At 62.3% G+C, this 22,448-nt stretch carries 20 protein-coding genes; 12 read left to right on the top strand and 8 right to left on the bottom strand.

Going from position 1 to position 22,448, the window contains the following annotated elements; genetic code table 11:
* Positions 1-264 precede the first annotated feature (264 nt).
* Complete coding sequence (locus N4Q37_RS03340; protein ID WP_260955313.1) at positions 265-2,358, top strand: LTA synthase family protein; 2,094 nt, start codon at positions 265-267, stop codon at positions 2,356-2,358.
* Between the two features lie 56 nt (positions 2,359-2,414).
* On the opposite strand, the gene N4Q37_RS03335 is transcribed toward N4Q37_RS03340, so the two are convergent.
* Entirely contained in the window at positions 2,415-2,567 is a 153-nt protein-coding gene (locus N4Q37_RS03335; RefSeq protein WP_018606531.1) for a DUF3309 family protein, read from the bottom strand.
* A 230-nt stretch (positions 2,568-2,797) separates the two neighbouring features.
* On the opposite strand from N4Q37_RS03335, the gene N4Q37_RS03330 reads away from it, so the two are divergent.
* From N4Q37_RS03330 to csrA, 3 genes are all read left to right on the top strand, one after another.
* Complete coding sequence (locus N4Q37_RS03330; protein WP_260955301.1) at positions 2,798-3,613, top strand: SDR family oxidoreductase; 816 nt, start codon at positions 2,798-2,800, stop codon at positions 3,611-3,613.
* 70 nt (positions 3,614-3,683) lie between these two features.
* Positions 3,684-4,016: a YnfA family protein gene (locus N4Q37_RS03325; RefSeq protein ID WP_260955300.1), complete on the top strand. Its 333-nt coding sequence runs from the start codon at positions 3,684-3,686 to the stop codon at positions 4,014-4,016.
* Between the two features lie 151 nt (positions 4,017-4,167).
* The gene (gene csrA, locus N4Q37_RS03320; protein ID WP_260955298.1) at positions 4,168-4,368 is read left to right on the top strand and encodes a carbon storage regulator CsrA; all 201 of its coding nucleotides are present in this window, start codon (positions 4,168-4,170) and stop codon (positions 4,366-4,368) included.
* Here csrA and N4Q37_RS03315 read toward each other — a convergent pair.
* From N4Q37_RS03315 to mnmC, 5 genes are all read right to left on the bottom strand, one after another.
* On the bottom strand, positions 4,357-4,584 hold the full coding sequence (locus N4Q37_RS03315) for a YheU family protein (RefSeq protein WP_260955296.1): 228 nt from the start codon (positions 4,582-4,584) through the stop codon (positions 4,357-4,359). The two genes, csrA and N4Q37_RS03315, sit on opposite strands and share 12 nt — an antisense overlap.
* 112 nt (positions 4,585-4,696) lie before the next feature.
* On the bottom strand, positions 4,697-5,887 hold the full coding sequence (locus N4Q37_RS03310) for an osmoprotectant NAGGN system M42 family peptidase (protein WP_390897886.1): 1,191 nt from the start codon (positions 5,885-5,887) through the stop codon (positions 4,697-4,699).
* A 65-nt stretch (positions 5,888-5,952) separates the two neighbouring features.
* Positions 5,953-7,698 (bottom strand): N-acetylglutaminylglutamine synthetase, encoded by a 1,746-nt coding sequence (gene ngg, locus N4Q37_RS03305; RefSeq protein ID WP_260955294.1) that lies wholly within the window; start codon positions 7,696-7,698, stop codon positions 5,953-5,955.
* A gap of 3 nt (positions 7,699-7,701) precedes the next feature.
* Positions 7,702-9,474, bottom strand: a complete 1,773-nt coding sequence (locus N4Q37_RS03300; protein WP_260955292.1) for an N-acetylglutaminylglutamine amidotransferase — start codon at positions 9,472-9,474, stop codon at positions 7,702-7,704.
* A gap of 143 nt (positions 9,475-9,617) precedes the next feature.
* The gene (gene mnmC / locus N4Q37_RS03295; RefSeq protein ID WP_260955289.1) at positions 9,618-11,597 is read right to left on the bottom strand and encodes a bifunctional tRNA (5-methylaminomethyl-2-thiouridine)(34)-methyltransferase MnmD/FAD-dependent 5-carboxymethylaminomethyl-2-thiouridine(34) oxidoreductase MnmC; all 1,980 of its coding nucleotides are present in this window, start codon (positions 11,595-11,597) and stop codon (positions 9,618-9,620) included.
* A gap of 152 nt (positions 11,598-11,749) precedes the next feature.
* On the opposite strand from mnmC, the gene pap reads away from it, so the two are divergent.
* Together pap and N4Q37_RS03285 are read left to right on the top strand one after the other, a co-directional pair.
* The gene (gene pap, locus N4Q37_RS03290; RefSeq protein WP_260955287.1) at positions 11,750-13,270 is read left to right on the top strand and encodes a polyphosphate:AMP phosphotransferase; all 1,521 of its coding nucleotides are present in this window, start codon (positions 11,750-11,752) and stop codon (positions 13,268-13,270) included.
* Between the two features lie 101 nt (positions 13,271-13,371).
* Complete coding sequence (locus N4Q37_RS03285) at positions 13,372-14,556, top strand: thiolase family protein (RefSeq protein WP_260955286.1); 1,185 nt, start codon at positions 13,372-13,374, stop codon at positions 14,554-14,556.
* Between the two features lie 159 nt (positions 14,557-14,715).
* On the opposite strand, the gene N4Q37_RS03280 is transcribed toward N4Q37_RS03285, so the two are convergent.
* Positions 14,716-14,913 carry a DUF6316 family protein gene (locus N4Q37_RS03280; protein WP_260955285.1) on the bottom strand — a complete coding sequence of 66 codons (198 nt, stop codon included), beginning with the start codon at positions 14,911-14,913 and terminating at the stop codon, positions 14,716-14,718.
* A gap of 177 nt (positions 14,914-15,090) precedes the next feature.
* On the opposite strand from N4Q37_RS03280, the gene N4Q37_RS03275 reads away from it, so the two are divergent.
* On the top strand, positions 15,091-16,053 hold the full coding sequence (locus N4Q37_RS03275) for a DMT family transporter (protein ID WP_260955283.1): 963 nt from the start codon (positions 15,091-15,093) through the stop codon (positions 16,051-16,053).
* A gap of 67 nt (positions 16,054-16,120) precedes the next feature.
* Here the strand turns inward: N4Q37_RS03275 and N4Q37_RS03270 are convergent, their stop codons facing one another.
* On the bottom strand, positions 16,121-17,515 hold the full coding sequence (locus tag N4Q37_RS03270; RefSeq protein WP_260955281.1) for a class II fumarate hydratase: 1,395 nt from the start codon (positions 17,513-17,515) through the stop codon (positions 16,121-16,123).
* Between the two features lie 202 nt (positions 17,516-17,717).
* Between N4Q37_RS03270 and N4Q37_RS03265 the strand changes: the two genes are divergently transcribed.
* From N4Q37_RS03265 to N4Q37_RS03245, 5 genes are all read left to right on the top strand, one after another.
* Positions 17,718-18,245: a DUF2059 domain-containing protein gene (locus tag N4Q37_RS03265; protein WP_260955280.1), complete on the top strand. Its 528-nt coding sequence runs from the start codon at positions 17,718-17,720 to the stop codon at positions 18,243-18,245.
* 13 nt (positions 18,246-18,258) lie between these two features.
* On the top strand, positions 18,259-18,558 hold the full coding sequence (locus tag N4Q37_RS03260; protein WP_260955278.1) for a BolA family protein: 300 nt from the start codon (positions 18,259-18,261) through the stop codon (positions 18,556-18,558).
* A gap of 428 nt (positions 18,559-18,986) precedes the next feature.
* Positions 18,987-19,928 carry an oxygen-dependent tRNA uridine(34) hydroxylase TrhO gene (gene trhO / locus N4Q37_RS03255; protein ID WP_260955276.1) on the top strand — a complete coding sequence of 314 codons (942 nt, stop codon included), beginning with the start codon at positions 18,987-18,989 and terminating at the stop codon, positions 19,926-19,928.
* Positions 19,929-19,931: 3 nt separating this feature from the next.
* Complete coding sequence (locus N4Q37_RS03250; RefSeq protein ID WP_260955274.1) at positions 19,932-20,567, top strand: DsbA family protein; 636 nt, start codon at positions 19,932-19,934, stop codon at positions 20,565-20,567.
* Positions 20,560-22,386, top strand: a complete 1,827-nt coding sequence (locus tag N4Q37_RS03245; protein WP_260955272.1) for an ABC transporter ATP-binding protein — start codon at positions 20,560-20,562, stop codon at positions 22,384-22,386. The genes N4Q37_RS03250 and N4Q37_RS03245 overlap by 8 nt, the downstream gene beginning before the upstream one ends.
* Positions 22,387-22,448: the final 62 nt, after the last annotated feature.

The following is a 22,448-nucleotide window of genomic DNA, read 5'->3' as shown; positions in this document are numbered from 1 at the left end:
GCCTCCCTCGCTACAACGGGGTTCGCCTCAGTGACGGAGGAAATCTGGGTTTTTTGTGTTTCTGAATATTCATTGAACGAAATTTTCACAAAACCTTACGGACAATCTCCCGCGCTTTTATTGCCGCCGGTTATTTAATGGCAATGCCACCGCCGTTCGTGCAACATTTGCCCACTCGCGCAAGCCCCGGGGCCATGCATTGGCCAACAGAGGGCGCGCCGTTGTTTCTTTTTGTCACTTAACTCCAATAGGTCCTTAAACGACATGGCAATCCCGGACGCCCTGAGTCAGCAGCGCACTACGCATCGCTTGCTGCAACCGACCGTCAAATCACACTTGGCCTACACGTTGCTCTGTGCCTTGGTGATGATGGTCATGTTCAGCCTGCTGCGCCTGGCGCTGCTGGTCTACAACCGCGAGATGATCCTCGATACCCCGGCGTCGACTTTCATCGAGGCGTTCGCCAACGGCTTGCGTTTCGACCTGCGCCTGGTGGTGTACCTCAGCGTCCCGCTGCTGCTGGCTTTGTTCAGCCCCCGGGCCATGGCGGCTCGCGGTTTCTTTCGTTTCTGGCTGACGGTCACCTCGAGCATCGCGTTGTTCCTGGGCTTGATGGAGATGGACTTCTACCGTGAATTCCACCAGCGCCTCAACGGCCTGGTCTTCCAGTATGTGAAGGAAGACCCGAAAACCGTGATGAGCATGCTCTGGTATGGTTTCCCGGTAGTGCGTTACCTGTTGGCCTGGGCGGGCGGCACGCTGATCCTGAGCCTGGCCTTCAAGGGCGCCGACCGCGCGACCCGGCCGCGCGGGCCGTTCAGCGGCGGCAGCATCGGTGTGCGTCAGGTCGCCCCATGGTACAGCCGCGTCGCGGTGTTCCTGGTCTGCCTGCTGGTGGCCGTGACGGCGGCCCGTGGCACCCTGCGCCAGGGGCCACCGCTGCGTTGGGGCGACGTCTACACCACCGATTCGAACTTCGCCAACCAACTGGGCCTCAACGGTACGTTGTCGCTGGTGGCGGCGGCCAAGAGCCGGATGTCCGAAGACCGCGACAACATCTGGAAAGCCACCCTGGAGCAGCCACTGGCGCAGCAGACCGTGCGCGACATGCTGGTCATGTCCGACGACAAGCTGGTGGACACCGCGACAGCCGCCGTGCGTCGTGACTACACGCCGCCGGCCGACAAGACGCTGCCGATCAAGAACGTCGTCGTGATCCTCATGGAAAGCATGGCCGGGCACTCGGTCGGGGCCCTGGGCGCGCCGGGCAACATCACCCCTTACCTGGACAAGCTGTCCAAGGAAGGCTTGCTGTTCGACCGCTTCTTCTCCAACGGTACCCACACCCACCAGGGCATGTTCGCCACCATGGCGTGCTTCCCGAACCTGCCGGGCTTCGAATACCTGATGCAGACGCCCGAGGGCAGCCACAAGCTGTCGGGCCTGCCACAGTTGCTCAGCGCCCGCGACTACGACGACGTCTATGTCTACAACGGCGATTTCGCCTGGGACAACCAGTCGGGTTTCTTCAGCAACCAGGGCATGACCAATTTCATCGGGCGCAACGATTTCGTGAACCCGGTGTTTTCCGACCCGACCTGGGGCGTCTCCGACCAGGACATGTTCGACCGTGGCCTGATCGAGCTCAAGGCGCGGGAAAACGGCAAGCCGTTCTATGCCTTGCTGCAAACCCTGTCCAACCACACGCCGTATGCACTGCCGACACCGTTGCCGGTGGAGCGGGTCACCGACCGTGGCAGTCTGAATGAACACTTGACCGCCATGCGCTACGCCGACTGGGCGCTTGGCCAGTTCTTCGAGAAGGCGCGCAAGGAGCCTTACTTCAAGGAAACCCTGTTCGTCGTGGTCGGCGACCATGGCTTTGGTAACGAACGGCAGATCACCGAAATGGACCTGGGCCGTTTCAACGTACCGTTGCTATTGATCGGCCCGGGCATCCAGGAAAAGTTTGGCCAGCGTAGCCACACCGTGGGCACCCAGGTCGATATCGTCCCAACCATCATGGGCCGGATCGGCGGCCAGGTGCGCAACCAGTGCTGGGGCCGCGACCTGTTGAACCTGCCGCAGGGCGATACCGGTTTTGGTGTGATCAAGCCGTCGGGCAGCGAGCAGACCACGGCGATCGTGCGCGACGATCAGATCCTGGTGTTGCCGAAAGACAAGGAAATGCCAGCGAAGATGTACCGCTATGAGCTGGGCGCCAACCCGCATGCGGAAATTATCCCGGATGCACCGGGCACCGCGCAGATGAAGCTGCAACTTGAGTCGTTCTTGCAGACGGCCACCAAGAGCCTGTTGGATAACACCGCCGGCGTGGTTGACGGCAAGCCGGACTGATTACCGGCGAGCATGAAAAAGAGGCCTGCGAAGGCCTCTTTTTTTTTCGCCGTGGTTTATATCTTGCCCAGTAATAGCAGGATCAACAGCACCACCAGGACTACGCCAATGATACCGGACGGGCCGTAGCCCCAACTTCTGGAGTGCGGAAAGACCGGCAGGCCACCGATCAGCAGGAGGATCAGGATAATGATAAGTATTGTGCCCATCGTTGATTTCCTTAATTGGTCAGTTTTGGGGATACAACGTTTAACGGTCAGCGCGCATGCGTTAAATCCGGGCGGCTTAATCAGTCGACCGTAACGTCCTGTAAAAAATTCAGTGTTTTTTAATATCCCCATTACGGTTTGCCCTCGCCATTCAGCACTCTGATGGAGCATGGGTCCGGGAAAGTCCTTCGCTACACTCGGCCCATCTCTCCCGAACAAGGCTGTCTGCTATGCAAAATCGCATGATGATCACTGGTGCCGGCTCCGGCCTGGGTCGCGAAATCGCGCTGCGCTGGGCCCGCGAAGGCTGGCGGCTGGCGTTGTCGGATGTCAGCGAGCCCGGTCTGGTGGAAACCCTCAAAATGGTGCGCGCCGCCGGTGGCGACGGCTTCATCCAGCGTTGTGATGTGCGCGACTACAGCCAACTGACCGCACTCGCCCAGGCGTGCGAAGAGAAACTGGGCGGCATCGACATCATCGTCAACAACGCCGGGGTGGCCTCAGGCGGGTTTTTCAGCGAGCTGTCCCTGGAAGATTGGGACTGGCAGATAGCGATCAACCTGATGGGCGTGGTCAAGGGTTGCAAGGCGTTCCTGCCCTTGCTGGAAAAAAGCCGCGGCAAGATCATCAACATCGCCTCCATGGCGGCGCTGATGCAGGGCCCGGCCATGAGCAACTACAACGTGGCCAAGGCCGGCGTGGTGGCCCTGTCGGAGAGCCTCCTGGCTGAACTGGCGCATCAGGAAATCGGCGTGCACGTGGTCTGCCCGTCCTTTTTCCAGACCAACCTGCTGGACTCTTTCCGTGGCCCGACCCCGGCCATGAAAGCCCAGGTTGGCAAATTGCTCGAAAGCTCGCCGATTACCGCGGCCGACATTGCCGATTACATTTACCAGCAGGTCGCCCAGGGCCAATTCATGATCCTGCCCCACGAGCAGGGGCGGGTGGCCTGGGCCATGAAGCAGAAGAATCCACAATTGCTGTACGACGAGATGGCCACCATGGCCGACAAGATGCGCGCCAAGGCTCGCCAGAATCCGAATTGACCTTGATGAGTTGACCGCGATGCCCGGTGTCCTCAGGATGGCGCCCTTGGCCCTCCTGATGGACATCCGCATGCTTAATTATCTGTGGTTCTTCCTTGCCGCGCTGTTTGAAATTGCCGGCTGCTACGCCTTCTGGCTGTGGCTGCGCCAGGGCAAGAGCGCTTGGTGGCTGGTGCCGGCGCTGCTCAGCCTGACACTGTTTGCCGTGCTGCTGACCCGGGTCGAAGCAACCTATGCCGGTCGTGCCTACGCCGCCTATGGCGGGATCTATATCATCGCCTCGATTGCCTGGCTGGCCGTGGTGGAGCGCGCGCGGCCATTGGGTTCCGACTGGATTGGCGTGGCGCTCTGTGTGTTAGGTGCGAGTGTGATTCTGTTCGGGCCACGATTCTCCGCAGCGTGAAATAAACAGGGTTCGAGCAGGTTTTTGCGGGAAGTTTCCTTCAGGCGGCGGAGCTTTGCTTGTAGGGGGTTACTGATTTCTCTTCGGCGTCTTGAGAACACGAAGCAGGCCGGGCATGGTCAAGGTCCAGACATTCTTAAGGACAAGAACCATGCTCGTACTCAGCCGTGCTGTAGGTGAATTGATCTCCATCGGTGACGATATTTCCGTCCGTGTGCTGTCGGTCAGTGGCAGCACCGTGCGCTTTGGCGTGGAAGCGCCACGGCACGTGGATGTCCATCGTTCTGAAATCTACGAAAAGATCCAGCGGAAAAAGGCCCGGGCCGAGCGCAAAGCCTGCTCAGTCGAATAGATGCTTGGGCACGTCGTGCTTGAGCATCAACTGGCACTGTTCGCTTTCCGGGTCGAAGACAATCATCGCCTGGCCTTTGGTCAACGCCTGTCTGACCCGTAATACCTGGGTTTCCAGGGGTGTTTCGTCGCCGTTGTCGGTGCCGTCGCGGGTCACGAAATCCTCGATCAGGCGGGTGAGCGTGTCGACTTCGAGTTGGTCGTGGGGGATGAGCATGGAAGGGCCTCGGCTAGACAATGTGGCGATGCTACGGCCAATGGGGTTTTGCGGCTAGCCTTGCGACCCCATCGTCGGAACGCCCTCCGGAACAGACAGTGAAAATGCTGGATCAGTTATCGGCACGCTGCCCCACCAGGCTGTCCACCGAAGGCACCCGCGTGTCGCTTTCCATCTGGGCATCGTGTTCTATCTGATGACTGAAGCGGTCCAGCGAGCCTTGCGCCGGTTGTGCGTCGCTGGCGAACACCGCCGGGCTGAGAATATAGGCACCGAGCAGGCGACTGAGGGCGGCGAGGCTGTCGATGTGGGTGCGTTCGTAGCCGTGGGTAGCATCGCAACCGAAGGCGAGCAGGGCGGTGCGGATGTCATGGCCGGCGGTAATGGCGGAGTGGGCGTCGCTGAAGTAGTAGCGGAACAGGTCGCGGCGTGCCGGCAGTTCGTTTTCCTTGGCTAGCGCCAACAGGTGGCGCGATAGATGGTAATCGTAGGGGCCTCCGGAGTCCTGCATCGCCACGCTGACGGCGTGTTCACTCGAATGCTGGCCCGGCGCGACCGGGGCTATATCGATGCCGACGAATTCGCTGACATCCCAAGGTAGCGCGGCGGCGGCGCCGCTGCCGATTTCCTCGGTGATGGTGAACAGCGGGTGGCAATCGATCTGCAGTTGCGCACCGCTGTCGACGATCGCCTTGAGCGCCGCCAGCAACGCGGCGGCCCCGGCCTTGTCGTCCAGGTGCCGGGCGCTGATGTGGCCGCTCTCGGTGAACTCCGGCAAGGGATCGAAGGCTACGTAGTCGCCGATGCCAACGCCCAGGGTTTCGCAATCGGCGCGGGTGGCGCAATAGGCGTCCAGGCGTAGCTCGATGTGGTCCCAACTGATGGGCATTTCATCCACGGCAGTGTTGAACGCGTGCCCGGACGCCATCAAGGGCAACACGCTGCCGCGGATCACGCCGGTGTCGGTGAACAGGCTGACCCGGCTGCCTTCGGCAAATCGGCTGGACCAGCAGCCCACTGGCGCCAGGGTCAGGCGACCGTTGTCCTTGATCGCCCGTACGGCGGCGCCGATGGTGTCCAGGTGCGCCGATACGGCACGGTCGGGGCTGTTCTTGCGACCCTTGAGCGTGGCCCGGAGCGTCCCGCGCCGGGTCATTTCATAAGGCACGCCGAGTTCTTCCAGTCGCTCGGCGACATAGCGCACGATGGTGTCGGTGAAACCGGTCGGACTGGGAATGGCGAGCATTTCCAGCAGGACTTTTCGCAGGTATTCGAGGTCCGGTTCGGGAATTTTGTTGATCATGGAAACTCCTCGCGGAACATAACGTTGAAGTAGGGAAACCTTGCTCCCTCGCCACAGAAGAAGGGTCAGGCCACCGCTTGGCTATGGGGAAACAACAAATCCACAAAGCGTTCGGCGGTGGGTTGGGGGTCATGGTTGGCCAGGCCGGCGCGTTCGTTGGCTTCGATGAACACGTATTCGGGCTGATCGGCCGCCGGCACCAGCAGGTCGAGGCCGACCATGGGGATGTCCAGCGCCCGCGCGGCGCGTACCGCGGCGTCGGCCAGGGCCGGATGGAGGATGCCGGTGACGTCTTCCAGGATGCCACCGGTATGCAGGTTCGCCGTACGCCGTACGAACAGGTGCTCGCCCGCCGGCAGCACACTGTCGAAATCGTATCCCGCCGCGCTTAGCGTGCGCTGGGTCTCGGCGTCCATCGGGATCTTGCTTTCGCCGCCGGTGGCCGCCTGTCGACGGCGACTCTGGGCTTCGATCAGGGCACCGATGCGGTGCTGGCCATCGCCGATCACTTCCGCCGGGCGGCGGATCGCTGCCGCCACCACCTCATAGCCGATTACCAGGACCCGCAAATCCAGCCCCTCGTGGAAGCTTTCCAGCAGCACCCGACTGTCGAACTGCCGGGCTGTCTCGATGGCGTTCTGCACCTCTTCGATGGTACGCAGATCCACCGCCACGCCTTGGCCCTGCTCACCGTCCAGCGGCTTGACCACCACCCGTTCGTGCTCATCGAGAAACGCCAGGTTGTCATCGGCATTGCCCGCCAATTGCTGGGCCGGCAGTTTCAGGCCGGTGTTTTTCAGCACCTTGTGGGTCAGGCTCTTGTCCTGGCACAAGGTCATGCTGATGGCGCTGGTCAAGTCACTCAGGGACTCGCGGCAGCGTATCCGGCGACTGCCGTGGACCAGGGTAAACAAGCCGCCTTCGGCATCGTCCACCTGCACTTCGATCCCGCGCCGGTGGGCCTCTTCGACGATGATCCGCGCATAGGGGTTGAAGGGCGCCTCGGGGCCCGGCCCCAGGAACAGCGGTTGGTTGATACCGTTCTTGCGCTTGATGGTGAAAGTCGACAGGTTGCGAAAACCGAGCTTGGCGTAGAGGTTCTTCGCCTGCCGATTGTCGTGCAGTACCGACAGGTCGAGGTAGCTCAGGCCACGGCTCATGAAGTGCTCGACGAGATGCCGCACCAGTACCTCGCCAACCCCTGGCCGTGGGCATTGCGGGTCCACGGCCAGGCACCAGAGGCTGCTGCCGTTTTCCGGATCGTTGAAGGCTTTCTGATGATTCAGGCCCATGACGCTGCCGATCACCGCGCCGGTGTCGTCGTCTTCGGCCAGCCAGTAGACCGGGCCGCCTTCGTGGCGCGGAGTCAGTCGCTTGTGATCGATGGGCAGCATGCCGCGGGCCTGGTAGAGCTGGTTCATGGCCCGCCAATCGGCTTCGCCCTGGGCCCGGCGAATCCGGAAGCCGCGAAACACCCGGGTAGCCTGGCGATAGTCGCTGAACCAGAGGCGCAAGGTGTCGGACGGATCGAGGAACAACTGCGCCGGTTCCAGCCCGAGCACTTGCTGGGGCGCGGCCACGTACAAGGCAATGTCGCGCTCGCCGGGTTGTTCGTTGAGCAGCTCCCGGGCCAGGCTGGCCGGGTCCGGGAAGGTATGGCCGATCAGCAGCCGGCCCCAGCCGCAATGCACGGCGATCGGGTCAGCGCCCAGCGCGCTGCCGTCTTCGGCCAGGCGCGCCTGCAAGCGTTCATAAGAGGGGGCCTGGCCGCGTAACAGGCGCTGATTGTGAACTGTAGGGTTGGCTTTCATCGATCAGATTCCTTGCTCGCTGAGCCACAGGTTCAGCGCCGCCAGTTGCCACAGTCGTGAGCCGCGCAGCGGAGTGAGTTGGCCGTTGGGGTCGGTGAGCAGGCGATCGAGCATGGCCGGGTTGAACAGCCCGCGATCCTGGCTCGGATCCAGCAACAGCTCGCGGACCCAGGCGAGGGTGTCGCCTTCCAGATGCTTGAGGCCCGGCACCGGGAAATAGCCTTTCTTGCGGTCGATCACTTCACTGGGAATCACCCGTCGGGCCGCTTCCTTGAGCACCTGCTTGCCGCCGTCGGGCAGCTTGAAGGTTGCCGGGATCCGGGCCGAGAGTTCCACCAACCGGTAATCGAGGAATGGCGTGCGCGCCTCCAGGCCCCAGGCCATGGTCATGTTGTCGACGCGCTTGACCGGGTCGTCCACCAGCATCACCGTGCTGTCCAGGCGCAGGGCCTTGTCCACCGGGGCCTGCGCGCCGGGTTGGGCGAAATGTTCCTTGACGAAATCACCGGCCGCGTCATTGGCCGTCAGCCATTTGGGCTGCACGGTGGCGGCATATTCTTCGTAGCTGCGGTCGAAGAACGCGGCGCGATAGGCCGCATACGGATCGCTGGCGCCATCCACTTGCGGATACCAGTGGTAACCGGCGAACAGTTCGTCGGCGCCCTGGCCGCTTTGCACCACTTTGCAATGCTTGGCCACTTCCCGCGACAGCAGGTAGAAGGCGATGCAGTCGTGGCTGACCATCGGCTCGCTCATGGCGCGGAACGCCGCGGGCAGTTGTTCAATGATCTCTTTTTCGTCGATGCGCAGTTGGTGGTGGCGAGTGCCGTAGTGCCTGGCGATCAGGTCCGAGTACTGGAACTCATCACCGCGCTCGCCGCCGGCATCCTGGAAGCCGATGGAGAATGTCGATAAGTCTTCCACGCCAACGTCGCGCAGCAGGCCCACGAGCAGGCTCGAGTCGACGCCGCCGGACAGCAGCACGCCCACGTCCACGGCGGCGCGTTGGCGAATGGCGACGGCTTCGCGAGTGCTGTCGAGCACGCGCTCGACCCAGTCTTCCAGGTTCAGGTGCTGTTCGTCGGCACGGGGGCCATAGGGCAGGGTCCACCAGGTTTTTTGCTCGGTGTGGCCGTCGGCGTCGATCCTCATCCAGGTGGCGGGTGGCAGTTTTTCGATGCCGGCTAACAAGGTTCGCGGTGCCGGGACCACCGCATGGAAATTCAGGTAATGGTTGAGGGCCACCGGGTCGAGCAGCGGGTTGATGTCGCCGCCCTTGAGCAGGGCCGGCAACGTCGAGGCGAAGCGCAAGCGCGAGCCTGTGCGTGACAGGTACAGTGGCTTGACGCCGAGGCGGTCGCGGGCGAGGAACAGCCGCTTGGCATCGCGTTCCCAGAGGGCGAAGGCGAACATGCCGTTGAGCTTGGGTAACAGCGCTTCGCCCCAGGCGTGGTAGCCCTTGAGCAGCACTTCGGTGTCGCCACCGGAATGGAAGCTGTAGCCCAGGCCTTCCAGCTCGGTGCGCAGTTCCGGGTAGTTGTAGATCGCGCCGTTGAAGGCCAGGGACAGGCCCAGTTGCAGGTCGACCATCGGCTGGGCCGAGCCGTCCGACAGGTCCATGATTTTCAGGCGCCTGTGGCCCAGGGCAATCGGCCCCTGGCTATGAAAACCCCACGCGTCAGGGCCGCGAGGCGCCAGGTGATGGGTGATGCGTTCCACGGCCGCAAGGTCCGCAGGTTGTTGATCGAAACGTAACTCTCCAGCTAATCCGCACATAGGTCCTTACCGGTTTTTCCGTTGGGGAGGGGTCAAGCAGTCCACGCCGGAATGGCGGGTACCCTGAAAGTGACCGGAGGGATGGCTATGAGTTTTATATCGATGCGTTATAAGCCGAAGGGTGGCGTTGAGCCACTCCTCAATCACTTGCCGCGAATCACCCCCCGCAACGCAAACCGATTCGGGTGGCAGGCCTCGGCGACGCTGCGGGGTAGCGGCAGGGGTTCGTTCTCCAGCCACGCGGCGATCAGTTCGCCCGACAGGGGCGCGGTGATCAGGCCTCGGGAACCGTGGCCGCTGTTGATATACAGGCCGTCGAGCCAAGGGCAGGGGACGTCAGGGACCTGGCGGGCGTCCTTGCCGAGGGCCGCGTAGGCCTCGGTAAATGCTTGGTGGTCCGCCAAGGGCCCGACGATCGGCAGGTAATCCGGGCTGGTGCAACGGAACGCCGCGCGGCCTTCGAGGTGTTGCGGATCCAGAGTGCGGGCGTCCAGACGGTCGACCAGATCCTCGGAGATTTCTTCGAGCATCTGCAGGTTGCCGGCGTGCTCGGCGGCGGTCGGGGTCAAGTCGTCGCTGTTGAAATCGAAGCTGGCGCCCAGGGTGTGTTCGCCCAGCCGTGGCGGGGCCACGTAGCCTTCTGCGCAGACCACTGTCGCCAGGCTCTGGCTGCGGCGGGTCTGGGGCAGGCGGGTGATCTGTCCCCGAATACGCTTGAGCGGCAAGTCGGCGGCAGTGTCGAAACGCTTGATCTCGGCGGCGCTGGCGAGAATCGCCACGGGCGCGCTGGCCAGGCAGCGTTCGCCGTCCCACGCCTGCCATTGGTTCTCCATGCGGCGCAACGTCAGCACTTCATGGTGGGTCTGGACGTCAATCGTCGGGCTTGAGGCTTGCCAGCGACACAGCGCCGGGGGATGCACCCAGCCGCCCTCGGGGTAGAACAAACCGCCACAGGCCAGGCCGATACCGGCGCGGGCCTGCGCCGCAGCCTGATCGAGAATGTGCAGCAAATCGGCCGGAAACGCCTCGGCCAGTTGCGCCTGGCGTTCGGCTTCCTTGCTGGTGAATGCCAGTTGCAAGACCCCGCAGGCGTCCCAGTCAACGCCGCGCTGCAAATGTCCGAGCAGGCGTCGGGTGTGACCGAAACCACTGAGGATCATCTGTGATAACGCCGTACCGTGGGCCGACAGCTTGAGGTACAACACGCCTTGGGGGTTGCCGGACGCTTCCTCGGCCAACCCGGCGTGACGCTCCAGCAGCGTCACTTGCCAGCCTCGGGCGGCGAGACTCGCGGCGCTGGCGCAACCGGCCAGGCCGCCGCCGATCACCAATGCCCGGCGCTCGTCGGTTGGCCGCAAGGGGCGGGCGTACCAGGGTTTCGCCGGGGAGGGCAATGGTGTCTGTTCCGGCCAGCCGAGAAACACACCGCGCAGGATTTCCCATTTATGGCCGATGCCCGGCGTGCGCTTCATCTTGAAACCCGCCGCGTTCAGCAGTCGCCGGACCCAACCGGTGCTGGTGAAGGTGCTGAGGGTCGCGCCGGGTGCCGCCAGTCGCGCCAGTTCGGCGAACAGTTCGGCGGTCCACATGTCCGGGTTTTTCGCAGGCGCGAAACCGTCGAGGAACCAGGCGTCGATTTGTGCGTCCAGTTGCGGCAACTGTTCCAGGACATCGCCGATCAACAGCGTCAATGTCACTCGGCCATCGGCCAGCATCAGGCGCTGAAAGCCCTGATGGATCGCCACGTACTGTTCAAGCAATGGGTCGGCTTGCTGTTTGAGTGACGGCCATAAGGCCAGGGCGCGGTGCAGATCCTCCGGGCTCAGGGGGAATTTCTCGACGCTGACGAAATGCAGCCGGGCACCGGCCGGTGCGCACTGTTCGAACAATTGCCAGGCGCAGAGAAAATTCAGGCCGGTGCCGAAACCGGTTTCGCCGATCACCAGTCGTTCGCCATCGGCCAGCGCCGCAAAACGTTCGGCCAGGTCGTTCTGTTCCAGGAACACGTAGCGGGTTTCTTCCAGCCCCGACTGGTCGGAAAAGTACACGTCGTCGAATACCCGCGAGCGCGGGCGCCCCTGGTCATCCCAGTCGAGTTGGGCGTGGTGCTGGATGGGGGTCATGGCAGGCTCGGTCAACATCAAGGCGGCCATTCTAGCCGATCGGTGTCGGCTTGCTTGATCCAAGACAAGAGAGGGCGTGCCTGGGTGGGAATCTGCTGCACGGGATGGCAGTCAATCCGCTAGTCTTGGCCCATCACCGCAAGGAGTTGCCCATGTTTGAATCCGCTGAAATCGGTCATGTCATCGATAAAGACACCTTCGAGGCCGAGGTGCCGGCCCTGCGAGAAGCCCTGCTCGAAATGCAGTTCGAACTGCAACAGCAGGGTCGGTTTCCGGTCATCGTGCTGATCAATGGCATCGAGGGAGCGGGCAAGGGCGAGACGGTGAAATTGCTCAACGAGTGGATGGACCCCAGGCTGATCGAGGTCCGTACCTTCGACCAGCAGACCGACGAGGAACTGGCGCGGCCACCGGCCTGGCGCTACTGGAGAATGCTGCCGGCCAAGGGGCGCATGGGGATTTTCTTCGGCAATTGGTACAGTCAGATGTTGCAGGGGCGGGTCCATGGCGAATTCAAGGATCCACGGCTCGACCAGGCGATCAACGCCGCCGAGCGCCTGGAAAAAATGCTCTGCGATGAAGGCGCGCTGATTTTCAAGTTCTGGTTCCACCTGTCCAAGAAACAGATGAAGGCCCGGCTCAAGGGGCTCAAGGATGACCCGCTGCACAGCTGGCGCATCAGCCCGCTGGACTGGCAGCAATCGCAGACCTACGACAAGTTCGTCAAATACGGCGAGCGGGTGTTGCGCCGCACCAGTCGCGATTACGCGCCTTGGCATGTCATCGAGGGCATGGACGCGTGTTATCGCAGCCTGACGGTCGGGCGGATCCTGCTGGAAGGGATGCGCCAGGCCCTCGACCGAACCCGGGTCAAGCCGGACAAGGTCAGCGTGGCGCCGCTGCCGGTGCTGGACGGGCAGGTGACGCTGATCGATAGCCTGGACATGACCCAGCGCCTGGACAAAGCCGATTACGAAGAACAACTGATCACCGAACAGGCGCGGTTTGCTGGTTTGCTGCGCGACAAGCGCATGCGCCGGCATGCCCTGGTGGCGGTGTTCGAAGGCAACGATGCGGCGGGCAAGGGGGGGGCGATCCGGCGGGTCGCAGCGGCCCTCGACCCACGCCAGTACGGCATCGTGCCGATTGCCGCGCCCACCGAGGAAGAGCGCGCCCACCCCTACATGTGGCGGTTCTGGCGGCATATTCCGGCGCGTGGAAAATTCACCATGTTCGACCGTTCCTGGTACGGCCGGGTGCTGGTGGAGCGGGTCGAAGGGTTTTGCAGCCAGGCCGACTGGCTGCGCGCCTACGGTGAGATCAACGACTTCGAAGAACAGATCGCCGACGCCGGCGTGGTGGTGGTCAAGTTCTGGCTGGCCATCGACAAGGAAACCCAACTGGAGCGTTTCCAGGAGCGTGAGGCGATCCCGTTCAAGCGCTTCAAGATCACCGAGGACGACTGGCGTAACCGTGAAAAATGGGACGCCTACCGGGCCGCGGTGTGCGACATGGTGGACCGCACCAGCACCGAGATTTCCCCGTGGACCTTGGTGGAGGCCAACGACAAGCGCTGGGCGCGGGTCAAGGTACTGCGCACCCTTAATCAGGCGCTGGAGGACGCCTTCGAGCGCGCCGACAAACAGGCGCGCAAACGAAAGTCCAGGAAATAGGCCATGGCAGCGCATACGCGGGGTGAATGATTGTCGCAGTCGGTTATGTCGTGGATTTATGCTCGATCCACTCAACCGACTCCAACAATGAGGTAACTGCCATGCGTGAAGTGGTGATCGTCGACAGCGTACGGACCGGCCTGGCCAAATCCTTTCGCGGCAAGTTCAACATGACCCGTCCGGATGACATGGCGGCCCACTGTGTCGATGCCTTGCTGGCGCGCAACGACATCAACCCGGCCAGCGTCGAAGACTGCATCGTCGGTGCCGGTTCCAACGAAGGCGCCCAGGGCTACAACATCGGCCGCAATGTGGCGGTGCTCTCGCAACTGGGCACCGGCACCGCCGGCATGACCCTCAACCGTTTCTGTTCCTCGGGCCTGCAAGCCATTGCCATCGCGGCCAATCAGATCGCTTCCGGCTGCAGCGACATCATCGTCGCCGGCGGTGTGGAGTCCATCAGCCTGACGCTGAAAAGCGTCAACACCGACCACCTGATCAACCCGTTGCTCCAGGAGCAGGTGCCGGGGATTTATTTCCCCATGGGCCAGACGGCCGAGATCGTCGCTCGCCGCTACCAGGTCAGCCGCGAGGCACAGGACCGCTACGCCTTGCAAAGCCAGCAGCGCACCGCCCGGGCCCAGGCGGCCGGGCTGTTTGCCGATGAAATCATCCCGATGGCGGTGAAATACCAGGTTGAAGATAAAAACACCGGTGCGGTGCAGGTTCTTGAGGGTGTGGTCGATCGTGATGATTGCAACCGCCCGGACACCACCTATGAAAGCCTGGCCGGTCTGAAACCTGTGTTCGCCGAAGACGGTTCGGTGACGGCGGGCAACTCGTCGCAGTTGTCCGATGGCGCTTCGATGACCCTGGTGATGAGTCTGGAAAAAGCCTTGGCCCTGGGGCTCAAGCCCAAGGCGTTTTTCCGTGGTTTTACCGTAGCCGGTTGCGCGCCGGACGAGATGGGCATCGGCCCGGTGTTTTCGGTGCCTAAGTTGCTCAAGGCCAAGGGCTTGCAAATCGCCGACATCGACCTGTGGGAACTCAACGAGGCGTTCGCTTCCCAGTGCCTGTACAGCCGTGATCGCCTGGAAATCGATCCGGAAAAATACAACGTCAACGGCGGCTCGATTTCCATCGGTCATCCGTTCGGCATGACCGGCTCGCGGCAAGTGGGTCATCTGGTGCGCGAGCTGCAACGGCGCAACCTGCGCTACGGCATCGTGACCATGTGCGTGGGCGGTGGGATGGGGGCGACGGGGTTGTTCGAGGCGTTCAGATAACCACGAACTTAGGAAGTCAGAGGTGCTTGTGGCGAGGGGGCTTGCTCCCGCTCGACTGCGAAGCAGTCGCCAACCAGTCGATGCGATTTACTTATGGATAGGGCAGAGGGCCGCTTCGCGGCCCAGCGGGAGCAAGCTCCCTCGCCACAGAATGCTGCGCTAGCTGGCGACTTGCGCCAGTTGCAACATCCGGGTGATGTACTGGGCGATGCCCTGTTCCGCAGCCTCCCGAGTGGGGTATGGACCTTCCTGTGTGCCCTCCCGGGTGTTGAAGTAGAACTCGCCGTTTACCCGGCAAATCCGGTCACTGCGAAAAATGGTCGTAGGGGCGGGATCCTGGGCGCGTTTGCCAAGCATGTTGGGTCTCCATAGGGGGGCGAGTTCGTTCTCAGATGAGCTTATGTGCAGTTCTCGATTTCCGCCTGTCCAGCCGATCGACGGCGCGACCCGCGCCATCCTGTCGACGTCAATATGCAAACGTCGTCGTGGCGTCGGGTTAGAATCAGCGCTCACGTCTTGAGCTTCGAGGGTCGCATGCACAAATCGTCCGGTCGCTGGGTCTACGGCCTGTTTCTCGCCTTGCTGACCGCGTTGCTGTGGGGAATCCTGCCGATCAAGCTCAAGCAGGTGCTGCAAGTGATGGATCCGGTCACCGTGACCTGGTTTCGCCTGCTGGTGTCCGGCGGCTTGCTGTTCATCTACCTGGCGGCTACCCGTCGCTTGCCCAGCCGCAAAGTGTTGGGCTCGCGCGGTGGCTGGCTGGTGGCGATGGCGGTGCTGGGACTGGTAGGCAACTATGTGTTGTACCTGATGGGCTTGAACCGCTTGAGCCCGGGTACCGCGCAACTGGTGGTGCAGATGGGGCCGATCATGCTGCTGATCGCCAGCCTGTTTGTGTTCAAGGAGCGTTTCAGCTTGGGGCAGGGCATTGGCCTTGCGGTGCTGCTGATCGGTTTTGCCCTGTTCTTCAACCAACGCCTGGTCGAATTGCTGACGTCCCTGAGCGACTACACCGCCGGGGTCTTGCTGGTGCTGCTGGCTTCGACGGTCTGGACGTTCTATGCCCTGGGCCAGAAACAACTCCTGACGGTGTGGAATTCGTTGCAGGTGATGATGGTGATCTACCTGTTCTGCGCGTTGCTGCTCACGCCCTGGGTGCATCCGTTGGAGGCGTTGCAATTGAGCCCGCTGCAAGGCTGGCTGCTGCTGGCCTGCTGCCTCAATACCCTGATTGCCTACGGCGCGTTTGCCGAAGCTCTGGCCCATTGGGAGGCTTCGCGGGTCAGCGCGACCCTGGCGATCACGCCGCTGGTGACCTTCGCAGCGGTGGCGATTGCCGCCTGGTGGTGGCCCGACTACGTGCATGCCGAACAGATCAATCTGCTGGCCTATGGTGGAGCGGTGCTGGTGGTGCTGGGCTCGGCGCTGGTGGCAGTGGGGCCTTCGCTGATCGCCGGCCTCAGGGCCCGGCGCGAGCGGTTGGCCCTGGGGCGTTAGTCCCCTATGGGAGCAAAGCTTGCTCGCGATAGCGGACCATCAGCCCCTGAAGGACCTCAGCAGGACATCAGCCTTGGCTACCGGCTTCCAGCATATTTTCCGGTCTTACCCAGGCATCGAATTCCTCATCGGTCAAGTACCCCAGTTGCAACGCCGCTTCGCGCAAGGTCAAGCCTTCGGCATAGGCTTTCTTGGCGATTTCCGCAGACTTGTCGTAGCCGATGTGCGGATTCAGCGCGGTCACCAGCATCAATCCACGCTCCAGGTGCGCGGCCATCTGCTCGGCATCCGGCTCCAGCCCGGCGATGCAGTGTTGTTGGAAGTTGCTGCAGCCGTCGGCCAGCAGGCGGATCGATTGCAGCAGGTTGTGGATGATCACCGGTTTGAACACGTTCAACTGCAAGTGCCCCTGGCTGGCAGCCATGCCGATGGTCACGTCGTTGCCCAGGACCTGGCAGGCCAGCATCGACAGGGCTTCGCACTGGGTCGGGTTGACCTTGCCGGGCATGATGGAACTGCCCGGTTCGTTGGCCGGCAGCTTCACCTCGGCGAACCCGGCCCGTGGTCCGGAACCCAGCAGGCGCAAGTCGTTGGCGATCTTCATCAAGGTTACGGCGAGGGTTTTCAGCGCGCCCGACAACGTGGTCAGAGGCTCGTGGCCTGCCAGCGCGGCGAATTTATTCGGTGCGGTAACGAAAGGCAGGCCGGACAGCGCCGCCAGCTCGGCGGCAATCGCTTCGCCGAAGCCATGGGGTGAGTTGAGCCCGGTGCCCACCGCCGTGCCGCCCTGGGCCAACTCGCAGACCGCCGGCAAGGCGCCGCGGATGGCCCGCTCGGCGTAATCGAGCTGGGCAATAAAGGCCGACAGTTCCTGGCCGAAGGTGATCGGCGTGGCATCCATCATGTGGGTGCGGCCGGTCTTGACCAGCTTCATGTGGCGCGCCGCCAGTTCCGCCAGCCCGCCGGACAGCTCCGCGACGGCCGGCAGCAACTGCTGGTGGACGGCCTGGGCGGCGGCGATGTGCATGGCGGTGGGGAAGCTGTCATTGGAGCTCTGGGAGCGGTTGACGTGGTCGTTGGGGTGCACCGGGCTCTTGCCGCCACGCGGGTTGCCGGCCAGCTCATTGGCGCGCCCGGCGATCACTTCGTTGACGTTCATGTTGCTCTGCGTCCCGCTGCCGGTCTGCCAGACCACCAGCGGAAATTGATCGTCATGCTCGCCGGCCAGGACTTCATCGGCGGCCTGTTCGATCAGGCGAGCGATGTCGGCGGGCAAGTCGCCGTTGCGGTCGTTGACCCGCGCGGCGGCCTTCTTGATCAGGGCCAAGGCATGCAGCACCGACAGCGGCATGCGTTCGTTGCCAATGGCGAAGTTGATCATCGAGCGCTGGGTCTGCGCACCCCAGTAGGCGTCGTCCGGGACTTCCACCTGGCCAAGGCTGTCGGTTTCGATACGGCTCATCGGGTCAAACTCCTGTAGGGCTGAATGCGCAGTTTAGGCCCGGATGGGCGACGTCGGTTCCTTCAAACATCCTTCAATCTAGGCGCGGCGGGTTTGCCCCGTCAATCGGACCCGGTGCGTATCGGGGTTGAGGCGCGGCGTTTTTTAGGCGCAGAATGGTCGCCCTTGGGGTTTTACCTCGCCTGTAATGAAAGGAAACTCGATGACCCGTTTTCGTGCCGTCTGTACAGCAGTTGCTCTGGTGTGTGCCAGCGGCCCTGTTTTCGCCGATACCGCCAGCCACAACGCCAGCGCCGAAGCCTTCCTGACCCTGGCGCACGCTGACAAACTGGGCACCCCGGTGTACATGCAAGTTCAGCAGATGTTTGCCCAGCGCTTTGAGCAGACCAAGGCCCCCGAGTCGAAAAAAGCCACCCTGGAAACCTACCAGGCCAAGGCCAACGCCGCACTGGACAAGGCCATCGGCTGGGACAAGCTCAAGCCGGACATGGTCAAGCTCTACACCACCAACTTCAGTGAGTCGGAGCTCAAGGACCTGGTGGCTTTCTACCAGTCGCCACTGGGCAAGAAAGTCCTGGAGAAAATGCCGCAGTTGACCCAGCAATCGGCCCAGCTGACCCAGGCCAAGCTCGAAAGCGCGGTGCCGGTGGTCAACAAGCTGCTCTCGGACATGACCGCAGAGCTCGAGCCTAAAGCCGCGGCGCCTGCGCCTGCCAAGAAGAAGCCGTAAGCGGAGCCTCGGTATGAGCATGCAACAACGCATCGAGTCGACCCTAGCGCTCTTGCAACCCGAGCACCTGCAAGTGCTGGATGAAAGCCACATGCACAGCCGTGGCCTGCAGACCCACTTCAAGGCGGTGATCGTCAGCCGGCAGTTCGAAGGGCTCAATCGTGTCAAGCGTCATCAGAAGGTCTACGGCACATTGGGCGAACTGATGGGCGAATTCCATGCGTTGGCGCTGCACACCTACACCCCCGAGGAGTGGGCGCAGATCGACGCAGCCCCGGCTTCGCCGACCTGTGCAGGTGGCAGCAAGCACTGACTGGGCTGCTGGGGCTGACAAGCCTGAATTTGTGGGGAGCAAGATCGCTGTGGGAGCAAAGCTTGCTCGCGATGCAGAGCCTAGGCTCCGTACGAAAAGTCTTGAGACGAAGGTCAGGCAAGGCGAAAACAGCCGAGGAAGCGGAGTGTACTGGAGTACATGAGCATTCCGAGGTTATTTTCAACGCAGCATGAACGAGTATCAAGGCTTTTCGTACAGAGCCTAGGGACCGCAGCAACTTCATCGCGGACAAGCCTTGCTCCCACAGAACTCTACTTCACTGAGGGTTTTCTCCAAGTCTGCCCCCACAGCAATCGTGATCCTGCGTCCCCTGTTTTTTGTTAGAATCCGCACCGCGCCGTTGAACCGGCGCGTTTTTTTTGCATCCGGTTCACCCTTTGCGAGGGTAGCCACCTGGAGAAGTACCCATGACACAACCCATTGTCGTGGCGGCACTGTATAAGTTCGTCACCCTGGAAAACTACATCGAGCTGCGCGAGCCCTTGCTCAACGCCATGCTCGAAAACGGCATCAAAGGCACCTTGCTGATCGCCGAAGAAGGCATCAACGGCACGGTTTCCGGTAGTCGTGAAGGCATCGATGGCTTGCTGGCCTGGCTCAGGAACGATCCACGCATGGTCGACATCGACCACAAGGAATCGTACTGCGACGAGCAGCCGTTCTACCGCACCAAGGTCAAGCTCAAGAAAGAGATCGTCACCCTGGGCGTCGAAGGTGTGGATCCGAACAAGCAGGTGGGCACCTATGTCGAACCGCAGGACTGGAATGCGCTGATCAGCGACCCTGAAGTGCTGTTGATCGACACCCGCAACGACTATGAAGTGTCCATCGGCACCTTCGAAGGGGCGATCGACCCCAAGACCACCAGCTTTCGCGAGTTCCCGGACTACATCAAGGCCAACTTCGACCCGGCCCGGCACAAGAAAGTCGCGATGTTCTGCACCGGTGGCATTCGTTGCGAAAAAGCCTCCAGCTATATGCTCGGCCAGGGCTTCGGCGAGGTGTTCCACCTCAAGGGCGGCATCCTGAAATACCTCGAAGAGGTGCCCCAGGAAGAAAGCAAATGGCGCGGCGACTGCTTTGTGTTCGATAACCGCGTGACCGTTCGCCATGACCTCAGCGAAGGCGACTATGATCAATGTCATGCCTGTCGCACGCCGGTGAGCGTCGAGGACCGCGCTTCGGAGCACTATGTACCGGGTATCAGCTGCCCGCACTGCTGGGACACGCTGAGCGAGAAAACCCGTCGCAGCGCCATCGACCGGCAGAAGCAGATCGAGCTGGCCAAGGCCCGTAACATGCCGCACCCGATCGGCTACAACTACAAGCAGTCATCCTCCGAGGCTTGAATCATGGCGTCACGCCTGCTCTATGTAATGGACCCGATGTGTTCCTGGTGCTGGGGCTTTGCGCCAGTGGCCCAGGCACTGGTCGAGCAGGCGCAGGCCGCCGGTGTGCCCTTGCACCTGGTCATGGGCGGTTTGCGCACGGGAAGTGGTTCGGCATTGGAACCCACCACCCGACGCTACATTCTCGAGCACTGGCAGGCGGTCATCCAGGCCACCGGCCAGCCGTTCAAGCTTGAAGGGGCGTTACCGGACGGTTTTGTCTACGACACCGAGCCGGCCTGTCGGGCCGTGGTGACGGCACGCAGCCTGGCCCCGGATCTGGCCTGGAACCTGGTGAAGCTGATCCAGCAAGCATTTTATGTGCAGGGCCGCGACGTCACCCACGCCAGCGTCCTGGTGGAACTGGCCGAGCAGGCCGGGTTGCCACGCATCGAATTCGCCGGGGCGTTCGACCGCGCCGACCAGCATGCCGCCACCGCGGCGGATTTCACTTGGGTCCAGGACCTGGGTATCGCCGGGTTCCCCACCCTGTTGGCCGAACGCGACGGCCAATTGGCGCTGCTCACCAACGGTTACCAGCCGCTGGCTCAACTGGCGCCGTTACTCGAGCGTTGGCTGGAGCGCGCGGCCTGTGCCTGACCGCCCGGAGGGCGCACCTGCCCCGCAGCGCATCGATCGGTTGAGCTGGGCAGAGATTCGGCGCCTGGTCGTCAAACACAAGAAAGCCCTGTGGATTGCCAACGGCGTGGCCGTGCTGGCGACGCTGTGCAGTGTGCCGATCCCGTTGCTGTTGCCGTTGCTGGTGGATGAGGTGCTGCTGGGGCGTGGCGATGCCGCTTTGAAGGTCATGAACCATGCGTTGCCGACGGGCTGGCAAAGCGCGGCCGGCTATATCGGCCTGATGTTGCTGGCTACCCTGGGGCTGCGGTGCTGCGCCTTGCTGTTCAACGTGCTGCAGGCGCGCCTGTTTGCCGGGCTGGCCAAGGACATCGTCTATCGCGTTCGCCAGCGGCTGATCGAGCGCCTCAAACGCATTTCCCTGGGCGAATACGAAAGCCTGGGCAGCGGTACCGTGGCGGCGCACCTGGTCACCGACCTGGACACTCTGGACAAATTCATCGGCGAAACCCTCAGTCGTTTCCTGGTGGCGATGCTGACGCTGGTGGGCACCGCCGGCATCCTGGTCTGGATGCACTGGAAACTGGCACTGCTGATCCTGTTGTTCAATCCGCTGGTGATCTATGCCACGGTGCAGTTGGGCAAGCGGGTCAAGCATCTCAAGAAGCTGGAGAACGACAGCACCTCGCATTTCACCCAGGCCCTGACCGAAACCCTGGACGCGATCCAGGAGATTCGTGCGAGTAACCGACAAGGTTATTTTCTTGGCCGTTTGGGGCTGCGTGCCAGGGAAGTGCGCGACTACGCGGTGAATTCCCAGTGGAAAACCGACGCCTCGAACCGTGCCAGTGGCTTGTTGTTCCAGTTCGGTATCGACATTTTCCGTGCCGCCGCCATGCTCACCGTGGTGTTTTCCGACCTGTCCATCGGCCAGATGCTCGCGGTGTTCAGCTATCTCTGGTTCATGATCGGTCCGGTCGAGCAACTGTTGAACCTGCAATACGCCTATTACGCGGCCGGCGGCGCCTTGAGCCGAATCAACGAACTGCTGGCCCGGGCCGATGAACCGGAATACCGGGCAAGCGTCGATCCGTTCAAGGGTCGCGACACGGTCGGCATCGACATCCAGGGGTTGAGCTTCGGTTACGGCGAGGAGCGGGTGCTCGACCAATTGAACCTGTCCATCGCACCTGGCGAGAAGGTCGCCATCGTCGGCGCCAGTGGTGGCGGCAAGAGCACCCTGGTGCAATTGTTGCTGGGGTTGTACACGCCACAGTCGGGAAGTATCCGGTTTGGCGGTGCCACGCAGCAGGAGATCGGTCTGGACACCATCCGCGAGAATGTCGCGGTGGTGCTGCAACACCCGGCGCTGTTCAATGACACGGTGCGCGCCAACCTTTCCATGGGCCGCGAGTGCACTGACGACGCGTGCTGGCGGGCGCTGGCGATCGCCCAGCTGGATGCCACGGTCCGGGCGCTGCCGCAAGGGTTGGACAGTGTCGTCGGGCGCTCCGGGGTGCGTTTGTCGGGCGGCCAGCGGCAACGGTTGGCCATCGCCCGCATGATCCTGGCCGACCCGCGGGTAGTGATTCTCGATGAAGCCACTTCGGCCCTCGATGCGGCCACCGAGTACAACCTCCACCAAGCGCTGGCGCGTTTCCTCAACGGACGCACCACGCTGATCATTGCCCACCGGTTGTCGGCAGTGAAGCAGGCTGACCGTGTCCTGGTGTTCGACGGCGGGCAAATCGCCGAAGACGGCGACCATTTGCAGTTGATTGCCGAGGGCGGGTTGTATGCCCGACTCTACGGTCATTTGCAGCAAATACAGCAGCCTTGAGTTTCCTGCGCTTTTCTGCGCTAAGTATCCGAAAAAAAGCAGGCAAACACCCCCGTTTCTTC

Source organism: Pseudomonas citri, assembly GCF_025336485.1.
Taxonomy (GTDB): Bacteria; Pseudomonadota; Gammaproteobacteria; order Pseudomonadales; family Pseudomonadaceae; genus Aquipseudomonas; species Aquipseudomonas citri.
This window is presented reverse-complemented; position numbering and strand designations above follow the sequence as displayed.

Coding starts and splice junctions, on each gene's coding strand:
- N4Q37_RS03340 (WP_260955313.1), top strand. CDS start 265: ATGGCAATCCCGGACGCCCTGAGTCAGCAGCGCACTACGCATCGCTTG.
- N4Q37_RS03335 (WP_018606531.1), bottom strand. CDS start 2,567: ATGGGCACAATACTTATCATTATCCTGATCCTCCTGCTGATCGGTGGC.
- N4Q37_RS03330 (WP_260955301.1), top strand. CDS start 2,798: ATGCAAAATCGCATGATGATCACTGGTGCCGGCTCCGGCCTGGGTCGC.
- N4Q37_RS03325 (WP_260955300.1), top strand. CDS start 3,684: ATGCTTAATTATCTGTGGTTCTTCCTTGCCGCGCTGTTTGAAATTGCC.
- csrA (WP_260955298.1), top strand. CDS start 4,168: ATGCTCGTACTCAGCCGTGCTGTAGGTGAATTGATCTCCATCGGTGAC.
- N4Q37_RS03315 (WP_260955296.1), bottom strand. CDS start 4,584: ATGCTCATCCCCCACGACCAACTCGAAGTCGACACGCTCACCCGCCTG.
- N4Q37_RS03310 (WP_390897886.1), bottom strand. CDS start 5,887: ATGATCAACAAAATTCCCGAACCGGACCTCGAATACCTGCGAAAAGTC.
- ngg (WP_260955294.1), bottom strand. CDS start 7,698: ATGAAAGCCAACCCTACAGTTCACAATCAGCGCCTGTTACGCGGCCAG.
- N4Q37_RS03300 (WP_260955292.1), bottom strand. CDS start 9,474: ATGTGCGGATTAGCTGGAGAGTTACGTTTCGATCAACAACCTGCGGAC.
- mnmC (WP_260955289.1), bottom strand. CDS start 11,597: ATGACCCCCATCCAGCACCACGCCCAACTCGACTGGGATGACCAGGGG.
- pap (WP_260955287.1), top strand. CDS start 11,750: ATGTTTGAATCCGCTGAAATCGGTCATGTCATCGATAAAGACACCTTC.
- N4Q37_RS03285 (WP_260955286.1), top strand. CDS start 13,372: ATGCGTGAAGTGGTGATCGTCGACAGCGTACGGACCGGCCTGGCCAAA.
- N4Q37_RS03280 (WP_260955285.1), bottom strand. CDS start 14,913: ATGCTTGGCAAACGCGCCCAGGATCCCGCCCCTACGACCATTTTTCGC.
- N4Q37_RS03275 (WP_260955283.1), top strand. CDS start 15,091: ATGCACAAATCGTCCGGTCGCTGGGTCTACGGCCTGTTTCTCGCCTTG.
- N4Q37_RS03270 (WP_260955281.1), bottom strand. CDS start 17,515: ATGAGCCGTATCGAAACCGACAGCCTTGGCCAGGTGGAAGTCCCGGAC.
- N4Q37_RS03265 (WP_260955280.1), top strand. CDS start 17,718: ATGACCCGTTTTCGTGCCGTCTGTACAGCAGTTGCTCTGGTGTGTGCC.
- N4Q37_RS03260 (WP_260955278.1), top strand. CDS start 18,259: ATGAGCATGCAACAACGCATCGAGTCGACCCTAGCGCTCTTGCAACCC.
- trhO (WP_260955276.1), top strand. CDS start 18,987: ATGACACAACCCATTGTCGTGGCGGCACTGTATAAGTTCGTCACCCTG.
- N4Q37_RS03250 (WP_260955274.1), top strand. CDS start 19,932: ATGGCGTCACGCCTGCTCTATGTAATGGACCCGATGTGTTCCTGGTGC.